At 46.8% G+C, this 15,270-nt stretch carries 13 protein-coding genes; 3 read left to right on the forward strand and 10 right to left on the reverse strand.

Translation table 11 applies throughout. The annotated features are described in order from the left end of the window. Positions 1 to 41: 41 nt before the first annotated feature. The 9 genes from KFE96_RS15525 to KFE96_RS15565 form a co-directional block, all read right to left on the reverse strand. Positions 42 to 3,386, reverse strand: coding sequence for a TonB-dependent receptor (locus tag KFE96_RS15525; RefSeq protein WP_255833458.1), 3,345 nt, complete (start codon positions 3,384 to 3,386; stop codon positions 42 to 44). Between the two features lie 463 nt (positions 3,387 to 3,849). Next, positions 3,850 to 4,632 (reverse strand): S1/P1 nuclease, encoded by a 783-nt coding sequence (locus KFE96_RS15530; protein WP_255833459.1) that lies wholly within the window; start codon positions 4,630 to 4,632, stop codon positions 3,850 to 3,852. A gap of 37 nt (positions 4,633 to 4,669) precedes the next feature. Then, positions 4,670 to 5,887: a phosphopentomutase gene (locus KFE96_RS15535; protein ID WP_255833460.1), complete on the reverse strand. Its 1,218-nt coding sequence runs from the start codon at positions 5,885 to 5,887 to the stop codon at positions 4,670 to 4,672. 4 nt (positions 5,888 to 5,891) lie between these two features. Then, a complete protein-coding gene (gene deoA / locus KFE96_RS15540; protein WP_370650599.1) occupies positions 5,892 to 7,223 on the reverse strand; it encodes a thymidine phosphorylase in 1,332 nt (443 codons plus the stop codon). 15 nt (positions 7,224 to 7,238) lie between these two features. Next, on the reverse strand, positions 7,239 to 7,661 hold the full coding sequence (locus KFE96_RS15545; protein WP_247016733.1) for a cytidine deaminase: 423 nt from the start codon (positions 7,659 to 7,661) through the stop codon (positions 7,239 to 7,241). Position 7,662: 1 nt separating this feature from the next. Then, positions 7,663 to 8,634, reverse strand: a complete 972-nt coding sequence (locus tag KFE96_RS15550; protein WP_255833462.1) for an ABC transporter permease — start codon at positions 8,632 to 8,634, stop codon at positions 7,663 to 7,665. After that, positions 8,634 to 9,749 carry an ABC transporter permease gene (locus KFE96_RS15555; protein WP_255833463.1) on the reverse strand — a complete coding sequence of 372 codons (1,116 nt, stop codon included), beginning with the start codon at positions 9,747 to 9,749 and terminating at the stop codon, positions 8,634 to 8,636. Before KFE96_RS15555 ends, KFE96_RS15550 begins: the two co-directional genes overlap by 1 nt. After that, the gene (locus KFE96_RS15560) at positions 9,749 to 11,302 is read right to left on the reverse strand and encodes an ABC transporter ATP-binding protein (RefSeq protein WP_255833464.1); all 1,554 of its coding nucleotides are present in this window, start codon (positions 11,300 to 11,302) and stop codon (positions 9,749 to 9,751) included. The genes KFE96_RS15555 and KFE96_RS15560 overlap by 1 nt, the downstream gene beginning before the upstream one ends. Positions 11,303 to 11,333: 31 nt before the next feature. After that, positions 11,334 to 12,335 carry a BMP family protein gene (locus tag KFE96_RS15565; protein ID WP_247016741.1) on the reverse strand — a complete coding sequence of 334 codons (1,002 nt, stop codon included), beginning with the start codon at positions 12,333 to 12,335 and terminating at the stop codon, positions 11,334 to 11,336. A 189-nt stretch (positions 12,336 to 12,524) separates the two neighbouring features. On the opposite strand from KFE96_RS15565, the gene upp reads away from it, so the two are divergent. The 3 genes from upp to KFE96_RS15580 are packed head-to-tail and all read left to right on the forward strand — an operon-like array spanning position 12,525 to position 14,586. Beyond that, positions 12,525 to 13,163, forward strand: a complete 639-nt coding sequence (gene upp, locus KFE96_RS15570; RefSeq protein WP_247016743.1) for a uracil phosphoribosyltransferase — start codon at positions 12,525 to 12,527, stop codon at positions 13,161 to 13,163. Between the two features lie 5 nt (positions 13,164 to 13,168). Beyond that, positions 13,169 to 13,723, forward strand: coding sequence for a phosphoribosyltransferase (locus tag KFE96_RS15575; protein ID WP_247016752.1), 555 nt, complete (start codon positions 13,169 to 13,171; stop codon positions 13,721 to 13,723). A gap of 41 nt (positions 13,724 to 13,764) precedes the next feature. Beyond that, positions 13,765 to 14,586, forward strand: coding sequence for a purine-nucleoside phosphorylase (locus KFE96_RS15580; RefSeq protein ID WP_255833465.1), 822 nt, complete (start codon positions 13,765 to 13,767; stop codon positions 14,584 to 14,586). Between the two features lie 37 nt (positions 14,587 to 14,623). Here KFE96_RS15580 and KFE96_RS15585 read toward each other — a convergent pair whose 3' ends face one another. Then, positions 14,624 to 15,172: a hypothetical protein gene (locus KFE96_RS15585; protein ID WP_255833466.1), complete on the reverse strand. Its 549-nt coding sequence runs from the start codon at positions 15,170 to 15,172 to the stop codon at positions 14,624 to 14,626. Positions 15,173 to 15,270 lie beyond the last annotated feature (98 nt).

Below are 15,270 nucleotides of genomic sequence, written 5' to 3' on the forward strand. Positions count from 1 at the left end.
ATCTCGGGCGCACATTTTTTGTAATTAACTACGAGCTCAAATTAGAACTTGTACTTAACGCCTACTTGAATGCGCCATAGTGTATCTTGTACGTCGTTAAACTGACGAGGAGCTTCAAAGTTGCTGTACACATACTGGCCTTGATCATTGATCTCAGCTGCAACAAGAGGAATACCCTCAGAACTATCAGTATTGATAAAGCGTTGAGCGCCATTACCGATAAAGTTCAGGAAGTTTTCAAAGTTAACGAACACTTCAACTTTGTCTGTGGCGAAGAAGCCCGGAAGCTCCTGAGAGATGCGTAGATCGAGATCTGTATTCCACGGCTGGCTTACTGAACTACGATCGATGATTGAACCGCCTTCAAGACCTTCAGCAGCGATGAAATTCAAGAATGCTGTTTCTGTCTCTGCATCAGCATATGTCACTAGAGGATCATCTGCACCTGTAGGGATATAAAGTAGGCTACGCGCTACATCATCAGAGTCACCAAATGCATCAGTAGATGTATCTGCATCAAACACATAAGATAGTGGGCGACCAGAATTAACACGGAAGAACGCACCAACTTTAGTCTGCAGGTCATCGAAGAACTCGTTAGAGTATGTCGCACGAACTACAAAGTTATGTCTGTTGCTGTTCACAGAACGACCAAGACCAACATTGTTAAAGTTAGATGTTGCAACTTGCTCGAAGTTAGAGCCTGCAGTCGAAGAACCACCAGCGTTACCAACAACAGAGTCGTTGTATGCGTAACCAAAGCGGAAATCTAGAGTAGAACGATCTGTCAGATCGAATGTTTTACCGAACTGAGCTGAAAGCGAGAAGCTATGTCCACCACCGTTAACAGCATTGGTAAGAACGATGTTTTGCGCGCCGCTGCTAATACGATCACTGAAGCATGCGTCGGTTGCGTTAGTGAAACCCTCACGGATACCAGCAAATGTCGCATTACAACCATCTGCAAAACCTGGGTTACTCAGGTCAAGCTGAGAGAAGATCGGACGACCATCTGGAGCTGTATCAGTTTGAACAAGAGACAGATCAACAAAATCTACGCCGTTAACAATATCGCTATAGATCGCGTCTAACTGAATTGTCCAGTCATCGAAGAAATTCGAACCAGTATTCTCAGTAATATGCGTTACACCAAGGCTGAAACGGTTTTGAGTTGGTAATTTGAAGTCTGGGTCAACAGCTGCAACTGTAGCAAGGTTGCCCTGAGCTTCTGCTTGACCAGCATCACGTACACACTGAGGAATACCAGAGAAAGTACCACCAGCAAGTACGTTCAGATCTTCAGCAGTACAAGAACTGTTTCTTGAATCGCCAAGGCCAATAGCACCACCAAAGTTCTGGAATGAGTTCGCAAACCATACGGTTGGGTCACCACCAGAGAATTTACCAAAGCCACCTGTGAATGTCGTATTACCAAGACCTTCAGGTGTCCATGTGAAACCGATACGTGGCTGAAGCACATCAAGACCAGAGAATGCTTGAGTATTTGCGAAACCAAAACGGTCCTGGAACACTGGGTTCAGGTTAGGAGCATCACCAGACTTATAGAAGTCATAACGTAGACCAACAACAAGTTCGAAGTTGCTGTTAACCTGCCATTTATCCTGAAGATAAAGAGTGTGAATGTTACGAGTAAACTCAGCAGCAGCGTCTGTTGGGTTACCAGTGAATGTCTCGTTGATACGGATAAATTGAGCCTGACCAGCTTCTAGAGCATCGATATCTTCAAAGAACACTGTACCAGTAGCGTTAATGATGAAGAGGTTGAATACGTCTAGGTTATCAAGTTCGTAACCCGCTGTGAACAGGTGATCACCAGCTACATAATCAGCTTTAAATTTGATCTGATCGATACGAACGTCAAGCTGGTTAGCGGAACGGAATACGCCAGGGCCAGATGCGAAATCTTGATCAAAGAATTCGTTAGAGAACGAACGGCCACCGATTGCGATACGCGGAGTATTTTCAGCCTGAGCTTCACCACCGAATGCAGGATCCTGAATATCGCTAATGTCGTTACGAGACATACGGAATTCAGTAGATAGGTTATCTGACCAGTCTGAGAACACGCGTAGAGCGTATGTATCAGATACAGAACCACGGTTGTGGAAGTTATCCTGGAATGTGAACTCACCACGGCCAGAACCAAAATCATCATTCGCAAGACGGTTTTCTTCTAGACGACCGTATGTTGCTTCTAGACGGTGGTCATCGTTGATGTTCCAGTCAATACGACCGAAGAAACGACGGCTTGTATTTGGAAGTGTAGAAACAATATCACCAACTGTACGACCATATTGGCTTTCAAGAATGCTGCGCACACGATTAATGTCGTCTGTGCGAAGGTCGTTAATAGTGTTAGCACCGCTTGCGTTGGCGTTAATGAAGTCACCGCTTACTGTACCGTAGTTAGGAATATCACCTTCATCTGTTTCTTCGTAAGAACCATAGAAGAAAAGCTTATCTTGGATGATTGGACCACCAAGTTCAGCACCCCAGTTATAGCGATCGAACTCAGCTCCACCAAGCGCATCTTCACCATCAATAGTTGAACCGGTAATTTTGTCGCCGTTATATAGGAAGAATGCAGAACCGTGGAATTCGTTAGAACCAGATTTTGTAACAACGTTAATGTTACAGCCAGTAAACTGACCATATTCAACGTCTACTGGAGAGAATTCTACAGAAGCAGCTGCAATTGTATCGAATGGAATTGGGAACGTGCTACGAGCAAGGTTACCTGAAGAGTTCAGGCCGAATGCATCAGCTGCGCGTACACCATCAATTGTAAAGGAGTTCACACGTGGAGAACCACCGTTACAAGAAACACCAAAACCACCACCGTTGTTTGAACGACCAATGTTTACACGTGGGTCAACACGGATGATGTCACGAACCTGACGGCTGATTGAAGGCGCTGTTTCAATATCTGTCAGTGTGAAAGAAGAGCTTGGGCCAACTGCTACTGTAGAGCTTACAATTGCAGAAGCTGTAATTACGATTTCTTCAACACCGTCTTGAGAAGCCTGAAGCTGGATGTCGAAGTTAGGTGTAGATGATAGGTTTGTGAAAACGTCAGTTACAAGTGCGTCTTCGTAGTTACCACCTTCAACACGAATAGTGTAAGGACCACCAACTTGAAGGGAGCGAACATTAAACGCACCGTTTGAGTTAGTTGTTGTACGGCTAACGCTGCCAGTACGTGTATCAGTAACAATTACTGTAACACCAGATAGTGTATCACCAGCTGGTGAGTAAATAGTACCACGGACACCCGCAGTAATTTCCTGCGATACCGCAGGAACACTTGCGGCCATGGCGGCAAGTGCAACGCTGCTACAAAGAGCAGTCTTAAATAGGCGATTCATTCCCTAAGCTCCATTAAGTACGAACACCCACATTACTTATACCCAAGGGTGTCCCTTTGGACTTCCGTCCATTCGTACAAAAAGTTTCCCACACAAAACTAGGCGTAAGAAAACCAAAAATTGACCGTTTAGTCAAATTGGTAAAAGAAACACCTACCTCATGCGTGAGGCTCTTTTATGCGCCGTTTCTTTCAGTTTTTTGACGAAAGTGTCAACAATCATGATTAGAAGATAAAATATCGGTGGATAACTTATTTTTCCGATAGTGCCTCTTTTACAACACAAGCCCTAAAAACAGCCTAAAGCCGTTGATTTACAAGCCTTACAGCTCTCAAAAAGAACACCACGGCTCCTTCACAAAGGGCGGAAAACTGCCGTGTTACAAAAAACACACAGTTAGAAAATAAGAAAAAAGGGATTCGCTCTTTCGAACGAATCCCTCCTCTAGAAGCTGTTTTAACGATTATTTTTTGAACATTTCGTTCAAATAACCAGCCAAACGAATCCCCCCCTTGGAAAGTTGGCTTTTTACTAGCGGTGTATATTTGTAGACATAGTCCCAAGAAAGAATACCATTTTCGGCGCTTTTATAAATATCGCCGCGATAAGAGATCAGCTCACGCACCCAGTCAATCGGCTCAGACCGTTGCCATTCAGTAATGTGGTTAGCTTTAATTTTAGGATCCAAGAAGTTCGTCCACTCGGTAAAAGATAGATCCTTGTGATCGATCAAATCCTCATCCCATACTTTGTGAAGATTAGACATCTCACCAAACCAAGCTACATCAATGCGGTTTCCACCACGATCTTCTGAGCGTCCAGCATGCAGCGGCTGATGTAGATCACCAACAATGTGGATAATGAACCTAAGAGCGAGCGCTTTGTCTTCTTTCGAAGCATTCTCGTCTTTCACTACCTTGGTGAAATTTTCAAGAGCTGTGAGAGCATCGCCGCCTGGGTTCTTTTCGCTTTCTTCGTAAGTCACGCCATCAGGCAAATTGATATAGTGATATACATTTGCGGTACGGCGGAAAAACTCCTCCGGGCTTGAACGCATTTCATCAGGCCATGTTGATGCCTCTGCCATCAATTCATCGCCAAGAATAGCTTCAACGGCTGCCCGTGCATCTGGCGACAAATGACGAAATGCAAGTTCAGCAATCACTCTGTGCCCTGTTGGGCCATAGGCAGTCGCCGCAGATGTCATCAACATTAGCGCTGCGAAAATTCCGGTAAATAGACGCATAATCCCCTCTCTGATTACCTTAGTAAAAAAGCGCGAACTAAATCGCGCTTTCACCATCCTCAAGTGCCGCTATGCCAAGGTGTGTTGCAATCGTTTGCCCGATATCGGCAAATGAACGGCGCACTCCTGCACTACCAGCTTTTAACTTCGGCCCATAAGCAATAAACGGCACATGCTCACGTGTATGATCTGTCCCCGGCCATGTTGGGTCACAGCCGTGGTCCGCTGTCAGGATAACAATATCATCCTCTTGCATGCGGCCAGTGAACTCTGGCAAGCGTGTATCGAAATACTCAAGCGCAGCCGCATAACCACCCACGTTACGGCGGTGCCCGTATGTCTGGTCAAAGTCCACAAAGTTCACAAATGTGAGCGAGCCATCCTTGGCTTCATCTTGCATCTTCATGGAAAGATCAAACAAGCCTTCAAGGCCGTTTGCTTTCACCTTTTTAGTCAATCCTTTATGGGCAAAGATGTCAGCGATTTTACCAACACTAATCACTTCGCGGCCTTCTGCTTCCAGTTTTTCAAGAAGTGTTGGCTTGTGTGGTGGCGTTGCATAATCGCGGCGGTTCCCTGTACGCTCAAAGCTACCCTCGTCACCAAGGAATGGACGCGCAATCACCCGGCCAATTTCATATTTATCCACAAGTTTGCGAGCAACTTCACACACCTCGTAAAGACGCTCGAGACCGAAAGTCTCTTCATGAGCAGCCACCTGGAACACGCTGTCAGCTGATGTGTAAACAATCGGCTTACCGCTCTCCATATGCTCTTTACCAAGTTCATCAAGTACTACAGTGCCAGATGCCGCTTTATTTCCGAGTACGCCTGGAAGGTTACATCGCTCGCAAAGCTCATTAATTAGCTCTTCCGGGAAACTTGGGAATTCTTGTGGGAAATAACCCCAATCAAACATCACCGGTACACCGGCCATTTCCCAGTGGCCCGACGGCGTATCTTTACCAAATGAAAGCTCTTCACACGCGGCATACATGCCAGTGATATCACCGCTAAACTCTAGCCCAGCTGGTTCTTTACCTGTAGCCAATTCCGCAGCTTTACCAAGACCAAGCTGCGCCATATTTGGAAGGTTCAGTTTACCCGCTGCCGGTCGGTCATCAGATGTATTACCAGCCGCACACCAATCAGCGATATGGCCCAGAGTGTCTGAACCTACATCCCCAAATTTATCGGCATCCGGCGCAGCACCAATACCAAAACTATCTAGAACAAGAATGAAAGCACGTGCCATGTCTCTACCCCTGAATGATTTCAGCTGTCACAGGTGTGATTGCAGGTGCTTCATCAGTAATTTTAATAGAAGCCTGAACCTGTGCAATTGCAGCATCTGCCGCTGCTTCTGTTCGAGCATACACCATCGCAAGCGGCTGGTCTTTCTCAATACGGTCGCCAAGCTGACAAATTTCAGTGAGGCCAACTGAATGATCTACCTTTGCTGCAGGGTCCGTACGGCCACCACCAAGAGCAACAACAGCCATACCAACTTCACGAGCATCCATTTTGGAAACAAAACCAGATGCTGTTGTCGGTACAGGTTTTACAACTGGTGCATAAGAAAGATATTTTCCGTGGTTTTCTACGATATCAGCTGGGCCGCCATGTGCAGCTGCCATTTTACCGAATATCTCAGCAGCTTTACCGTTATTCAGCGCTTCTTCAGATTTCGCACGTGCTGTCGCTACATCTGGCTGCGCGCCAGAAATCGCAAGCATATGAGCTGCCAGATCAAGCGTTACATCAAGTAGACGCTGGTCTGCATTCGCAGAATCTGTCAAAAACTCGATTGTTTCCAACACCTCAACGGCATTACCTGCTGTGCGGCCCAGAACCTGGTTCATATCTGTAAGCAGCGCTGTTGTTGGTGTATCAGCCGCTCCCGCTACACGCACGATGTTCTCAGCCAATACTTTCGCTTTATCAAAGCTATCCATGAAAGCGCCAGAACCAAACTTCACATCCATCACCAGCGAACCAAGGCCAGCTGACAATTTTTTGGAAAGGATAGACGCTGTAATTAATGGTACAGATTCGACAGTCGATGTTACATCACGGATACCGTAAAAACGCTTGTCAGCAGGTGCCAAATCACCTGTTTGACCAATGATGGAACAACCAACTATTTTCACAATCTCAGCAAAACGGTCAATGCTTGGGTACGGATCATACCCCGGGATCGCTTCAAACTTATCAAGCGTACCACCGGTATGACCAAGGCCACGGCCAGAAATCATCGGCACCAAGCCACCACACGCAGCCACAATTGGCGCAAGCATCAAGCTTACCTTATCGCCGACACCGCCCGTAGAGTGCTTATCTGTGATTGGGGCATCTGCATCAAAACCGAACTTCTGCCAATCAATCACATCACCGCTATCACGCATAGCAAGAGTAAGAGCTGCACCTTCTTTTGGTGTCATACCGTTAAAGAAAACAGCCATGCCAAGCGCCGCGATCTGGCCCTCCGTTACAGCACCGCTAGTGATACCCGCTACAAACGCTTTGATATCATTTTCAGAAATTTCACCACCATCGCGTTTAACGCGGATTGCTTCCTGGGGCAGGAACACGCTCTCAGTCATCTGTTAGCCTTTTACTTTATCAATATTTTCTGGACCAAACGAATGCGGCAACAAATCCGCACTGTGTGTTTCCAACAAGATGTTCCCCCGATTATCGCATATGGTTACAGGCGCCCCCGTTTGGCCTGCAAACTCACGAATTTTCTGGCGGCAACCACCACACGGCGTACACTCGTGCACGCCCGGGCCAACCACCACAACATGTTTGATGGTATTGCTACCACCCCCAAGTACCATGTTACCGATTGCTGTTGCTTCAGCGCATTGCCCAAGTGGATATGCTGCATTTTCAACATTACAGCCCGCATAAATTTTACCATCGCCAGTTAAAAGCGCAGCTCCTACTGGATGGTTTGAATATGGGGCATAAGCTTTTTGAAGCGCGCCAACAGCCGCTTCAATAAGGTCTGCTTTTACGTCAGACATTCTAGTGATCCTTCTCGTAAGGAATACCGCTTGCTCTTGGCGCCTGAATTTTTCCTACAAAACCCGCAAGGATAATAACAGTCAGCACATAAGGTAGCATAATTGTAAATTGAACAGGGATCTCACCAATGAGCGGTAAAGCAACACCTTGTAGGCGGCCCTGAAGAGCATCAACAAAACCAAAGAGTAAGCAAGCAAGAAGTGTTGGAACAGGTTTCCATTTTCCGAAGATCATCGCCGCAAGTGCTAAATAGCCCTTGCCCGCCGACATATCGCGGATGAAACCAGCACCAAGACCTGTTGAAAGCACAGTACCAGCAAGGCCACATAATACACCAGCAATCACCATCGCCTGATAGCGAAGAAGAGTTACTGAGATACCAGCCGTATCAACTGCCTCTGGGTTTTCACCCACCGCGCGAAGGCGAAGACCGAAGCGCGTTTTATAAAGCATCCACGCCACTAGCGGTACAATCACGATAGTCATATAAGTGATAATATTATGACCTGATAAAATCTCGCTATAGAGCGCACCAATTACAGGCACATCAGCCAAACTGTCTGCGAACGGGAAAGTGATGGTGCTGAAACGTGCCTCATCACCCAGAAGCGGTGTCTGCCCACCTTTCTCGAACCAGAAATTTGCAAGAGTTGGCGCAAGACCAGCCACTGCGATATTTATCGCCATGCCGGATACAATCTGATTACCGCGCTGGCTGATAGAAACATAACCATGGAGTAACGCAAGAAGAATGGAAGCACCAATGCCCGCAGCCATACCAGCCCAAGGTGAACCAGTTACTGCTGCGGACGCTGCTGCCGCGAATGCAGATGCAAGCATCTTGCCTTCAAGACCAATATCAACCACACCACCACGTTCACAAACAAGGCCAGCAAGAGCTGTCAAAACAAGAGGTGTTGCAATCCGGAAAGTAGAATCCGTGAGCAGCACTAAATCAGCGAAAAACTCCATTAGGCTGCTCCCTCTTTGGCGGTTTGAATTTTAGTGAAAATCCTAGTTACCGGATCACGGAACAGATGCTCAAGCGCGCCGGCGAACAAAATTACCAAGCCCTGGATCATGATGATCAGGTCACGTGTAATCGTCGGCATCTCAAACGCTAACTCCGCACCACCTTGATAAAGAGCACCAAATAGAAGCGCCGCAAGAATAATACCAACTGGGTGGTTACGCCCCATAAAGGCAACAGCAATACCAACAAAACCGTACCCAAGCGTGAATCCACCAAGCAGACGGTGCTGCTGACCTAGAAGTTCATTAAGCCCCATCATGCCAGCAAGTGCACCCGAGATCATCATGGCAATGATCGTCATCTTCGACACTGAAACACCTGCAAATGCAGCAGCATTCGGGTTTTGGCCAACCACACGAAGTTCATAGCCAAAGCGAGTACGCCACAGAAGGAACCAAACTCCAACCGCACATAAAAGCGCGATGATAAGTGATACGTTCATCGGCCCATCTTCAAATGTCTTACCAAACATGCCAAAGATTTCATGAAGCGGCATTAAGCTCGCACCTTCAGGAAAATCCGCACTTTCAGGCATCTGTCCACCAGGGCGCTGAAGCGGCCCAACAAGCAGATATGCCAGCAGCGAAGATGCAATAAAGTTGAACATGATTGTAGTGATCACAATGTGGCTACCACGCTTCGCTTGAAGATAAGCAGGAACGTAAGCCCATGCCGCACCAAACAGTGCTGCACCTATAATTGCCATAATCACAGCAAGGAATGGCGACAAACCAGAGAACAAGAACACCGCAAGCGTTAACCCAAGCCCGCCAAGCATCGCCTGCCCTTCACCACCAATATTAAAGTGCCCCGCATGAAACGCAATTGAGACAGCAAGGCCCGTGAAGATAAAGTTGGTCGCGTAATAGAAGGTGTAGCTGATGGCTTCTTCAAAGCCAAAAGCACCATCAATCAATAGCGATAGCGCGAGGAAGGGATCTTCACCCAGCGCCCAAATAACAATTCCAGAAACCAAAAACGCCGCCAGCAGATTCAGTGCCGGAAGCAAAATAGCATCCGCCCAAAATGGTAATTTCTTTGCGCCTGCAGCCATTATTCTTCTTCCTTTGCAGTCACATTATCCAGAGAACCACCCGCCATCAGGAGGCCGAGAGTTTTCTCGTCAGCTTCTTCCACAGGAAGCACACCCGTAATTTCACCTTCACACATCACTGCGATACGGTCAGAAATCGCTAGAAGTTCATCAAGATCAGCGGATACAACAAGCATCGCTTTACCAGCGTTTCTAAGCTCTGTGATCTGGTCGTGAATTTTCGTTACGGCGCCGATATCAACACCGCGTGTAGGCTGGCCAATAACCATCAACTGCGGATCACGTGCAATTTCACGCGCGATCACAACTTTCTGCTGGTTACCACCAGAGAAGGAACCAATTTCCAGATTAGGATTGCGCGGGCGCACATCCTGGCTTTCAAAATATTCAGCCGCCTTTTGTGCAATATGCTTTAGCTTCAGAACGCCACGAGAAACAAAATCAGGTTCACGCTGATAACCAAGGATAATGTTTTCCTTGGCTGACATGCTTTCAACCACACCTGTTTTCAGGCGATCTTCAGCTACATGCGCCATACCCATACGGCGCAGTGTGATTGGATCAGTAGTGATACTGTCCGTCGCCACAACATCACCAGAAAAACTAACGCTACCTGAGACGACACCGCGAAGCCCGGTTACCACTTCAAGAAGCTCCGTCTGGCCGTTTCCTGCTACACCAGCAATTCCCAGTACTTCACCATCATGTACATCAAGCGAAACATTCTTTAGCGCGGCATGCCCTTGGTCATTACTCGCATTCACCTGATGGAGCGAAAGGCGAGCAGCAGTTGCGCCGTGGCTTTCACGAGCCACTTCCCGCACCACTTTCGCGCCAACCATCAACTCAGCCAGTTCTTCACAGGATGTTTCTGATGTTTTACGGCGCGCGACAACTTTACCAGCCCGAATAACGGTTACATCATCCGTCGTTGCCATAATTTCGTGTAGCTTATGAGTTACGAAAAGAACGGTTTTACCCTGCTCTCTGAGAAGCTTCACAAGCTCAAACAATTGCTCACATTCTTGAGGAGTGAGTACTGCTGTTGGCTCATCTAAAATGAGTATTTCCGCGCCTTTATAAAGAGCTTTCAAAATCTCAGCGCGTTGGCGCACACCCACAGCCAAATTCTCAACAGGTTCATCCAGCGGTAGGTCAAAGCCGAATTTTTCTTCAAGCTCTAAAAGAGCCTTGCGGGCATCTTCTTTCGCTTCCTCAAGCTTGCTGGAAGTTTCAGCGCCCAGAATAATATTCTCTAGCACTGTGAAAGGCTCAACCAGCATAAAGTGCTGATGCACCATGCCTACGCCCCGTGCCATGGCGTCAGCTGGGTTTACAAAACTTACGTGCTCCCCCTGCACCAAAACATCACCAGAATCTGGCGTGTAAAATCCAAACAGCATTTTAAGCAGTGTTGATTTACCAGCACCATTTTCCCCCACAATACCGTGGACAGTGCCTTTACCAACCTGCAAGCTAATACCATCATTCGCGCGAACTGCTCCAAAACGCTTGGAAAGCTCGCGCGTTTCAATTGCTAAAACTTCAGACATACTGTTTTCAGTATCCCGCTTTCACTTCTTCTTAGTGACCAGAGTTGCTACCAGCAACATCACCTACAACGATTTCACCGCTGATGATTTTGCTTTTAGCGTCTTCAAGCTTCGTTTTCATGTCAGCTGTAATAAGGCCGTCATTATGCTCATCAAGTGCAAAATCCACACCGCCTTCTTTAAGGCCCATTACTCGGTGCCCAGATTTCCAGTTACCTTCTTTAGCTTCTTTCATCGCCTGATAAACAGCCAGATCAACACGCTTCATCATGCTTGTTAGAACGCTACCCGGCGCAACGTGGTTCTGATTACTGTCCACACCGATAGCCAATTTGCCATTATCTTTCGCGGCCTGGATAACACCAAGGCCAGAAGGGCCAGCAGCTGAGAAAATAACATCTACACCACGTGAATACTGCGAGCGCGCCATTTCAGATGCTTTAATTGGGTCATTCCATGCAGCTGGTGTTGTACCCACATAGTTTTCAACGAAGTTCAAATCATCGCGAATATATTTCGCACCTTCAACATATCCCTGTTCGAAACGACGAATCAGTGGAATATCCATACCGCCAATGAAGCCAATATTCTTTGATTCGGTTTTCATAGCAGCAATCATGCCCACCAGAAACGAACCTTCGTTTTCCTTGAATGTAATCGACTGAACATTCGGCAAATCGATGATGGCGTCAATCACTGTGAACTTCACATTCGGATATCTTTTAGCTACATTTTTTACAGCGACAGAATAACCCACACCAACAGCTACGATTACATCCGCTTTACGGCGCGCAAAACGTTTCAACGCTTGCTCATACTGGGTTTCGCTATTTGGCTCAAAGTCGCGGTACGCATCGCCAAATTCGTTTTTGAATTGCTCAGCGCCGTTATGCGCAGCTTCATTGAATGACTTATCGAATTTACCGCCAATATCGTAAAGTAGAACTGGCTTAAAATCCTGTGCTGCAGCTACAGCCGTCGCTGTTACAGTAAGGGCGAGGGCAACACCCATCTGCTTCAAAATTTTTTTCATGACTTTTAACTCCGCGGAGGCACAATATTGTATATGGTTATATATGCCCCGAAATCGATCGAAGGCGCAAGGGAACCAGAGCAGGACCGCTTGGTCAACCATTTTTGACACAACTGTCAAGATTCAGTCGACAATTGGAGGCGAAAGTCTTATGAACAGTGCAATTTCAGTTCCAACGAGGTTCACACTATGACCGAACAAGTAACAGTAGTTGACCATCCGCTTGTTCAGCACAAGCTAACATTGTTGCGCCGTAAAGAGGCCAGCACATCCGAATTCCGCAAACTCCTGCGAGAGATTGGCCTGTTCCTTGGCTATGAAGCCCTGCGCGACCTGCCACTTGGTAAAATCCAGATTGAAACGCCAGTTTGCCCAACAGAAGCACCAGTTCTTGCAGGTAAGAAACTTACCTTCATCTCTGTGCTTCGCGCCGGTGATGGCCTGCTTGGCCCTATGCTGGACCTAGTTCCTTCTGCGCGTGTTGGCCAAATTGGCTTGGCCCGCGATGAAGAAACTCTTCAGCCAACCAAATATTTCTTCAAAGTCCCAAAGGACACAAGCTCTCGCGTAAATGTAGTGCTTGATCCAATGCTGGCAACAGGCCACTCAGCGGTGCGTGCTGTGCAAGAGATGAAAGACATTGGCGCGAAAGACATTCGTTTTGTTTGCTTGCTGGCTGCTCCAGAAGGCATTAAAACTTTTGTTGAAGCGCATCCTGACGTGCCTGTAATTACTGCAAGCATTGATGAGCGTCTGGACGAAAATGCGTATATTGTGCCGGGTCTTGGCGACGCTGGCGACAGACTATTTGGAACTAAAGGGGCCTAAGCCAAATGAGTGTTGTAAAAAAATATGTAACTGCGCAGGAACTGTTGGACGATTCGTTCCAGCTTGGTCTGCAAATTCTGAAAAGTGATTTCCGCCCGAAATTTATCGTTGGTGTTTGGCGTGGTGGAACCCCAACAGGTATCGCTGTTCAAGAAATCCTCGATTACTACGGTGTGGATACAGATCATATCGCCATCCGTACTTCCAGCTACATTGGCATGCAGCAACAAAAAGAAGTAAAGGTACACGGCCTTGAATATATCATCGCCAACATCAATCATGATGACAGCCTTCTAATCGTTGATGATGTATTTGATAGCGGCCGTTCCATTGATGCCATCATCAAACACCTGCACGAAAAATGTCGCCGCAACACACCAGAGACAATCAAAATTGCCACTGTGTTCTACAAGCCAGCACGTAATGTGACTGAGCTAACACCTGATTTCTACTGTCATGAAACCGATGACTGGCTCGTGTTCCCACACGAACTGTCTGACATGTCAAAAGACGAAATCCGTGAACATAAAGGCATTGATCTTCCTGAGATTGACGTTTAACCCATTGACCATTTGTGTCTGAGATATAGCGAGAATCCCCCATGAGCTACGAAGACGTACAAACCTGTGCTTCCTTTATCCGTGAAAAACTTGATGGCCCTGTGCCAGCAGTTGCCATGGTTCTAGGTAGCGGCCTGAATGATCTGGCAGACAGCATCGAAAACCCAACCATCCTTTCGTATGCAGACCTTCCGGGCTTCCCGAAGCCGACAGTGGAAGGCCACGCTGGTCGCATGCTTATTGGCAAGCTAGGCGGAAAAGGTGTGATCTGTATGCAGGGCCGTGCCCATGCCTACGAAGGCCACGATAATTATAAGCTTGCGTTTTCAACACGTGTTCTATGGGCTCTTGGGGTGGAAATCCTTGTTCTTACAAACGCTGCCGGTAGCCTAGATGAAGAAGCAGGTCCAGGTAGCTTGATGGCGATTACTGATCACATCAACTTCTCTGGTGTTAACCCACTTGTTGGTATCAATGATGAACGCTTCGGCCCTCGTTTCAGCGACATGACTGCTGCATGGGACAAGGAGCTTACAGATGATCTGCGCAAATGTGCAGAACAACTGAGCATCAAGCTTCATGAAGGTACATACCTGATGGCAAAAGGCCCTAACTTTGAAACACCGGCAGAAATTAAAGCCTTCCGTGTTTGGGGTGCAAATGCTGTTGGCATGTCTACTGTTCCTGAATGTCTCGTTGCACGCCACTGTGGTATGCGTGTGTGCGGTGTAAGCTCTATCACCAACTATGCTGCTGGCATGACAGGTAATGAACTGACACACGATGAAACAATGGAATTCGGCGCAATTGCTGCTGTAAACTTAGGAAAACTACTGAAGGCATTTGCTGAAAAAGTAGCTTGAGCTTAATTACTGTCTATGACGGAAAAGCCCGATAGCATTATCGGGCTTTTTTTTCGCCTAGAGCTTCCATAACAAAAGTATAGATTCCTAATTCGTACCTGCGATCAAGATCAATACGGGTGATATCATCGATATTTAGATACGTACGATGTATCTCAGGATAATCGTATGTCCCAAAACTTCGCAATTCAACCACATCATCAATTATAGCTGCTACCTGTCCAACCCAACACATAGAACTATCAACATTTTCACAGTGGATAGACACCACATTGTCACTTTCCTTCAAAGACTGTAAAATGCCCCTCCAGCATGCGAAGTCGATCCTCGGCATACTAGGCAGTTTTTGGTCCGCTAAAACTTGCATTTGATTTTTCAGAGCATTTGTTTCAGCACGCACCCGAAAAACATTTGAGAGTTCAATTATTGTGCCTCCATCATACAGCCCCTCCTCTGCCACGCGCTGTAGCAAAACAAAATCGCCTGATTGTGTGACTAGTATCCCAACAAGAGTGTCATCGCCGTTGTAAGTATCAACATCTACTACTTCTTGTTTCTGGATTAGCTGTTTAATAATACCTTCCATTGGGCCCCCATTCCATCATCTCATCAACTGCTTAAACTTCTTTAACTCGAATAATTTATTTTTCAACCAAAGGAAGTCATTCTAAAAAGAATTGTTTT

Origin of the sequence: Kordiimonas sp. SCSIO 12603, assembly GCF_024398035.1 — a bacterium.
GTDB lineage: Bacteria > Pseudomonadota > Alphaproteobacteria > Sphingomonadales > Kordiimonadaceae > Kordiimonas.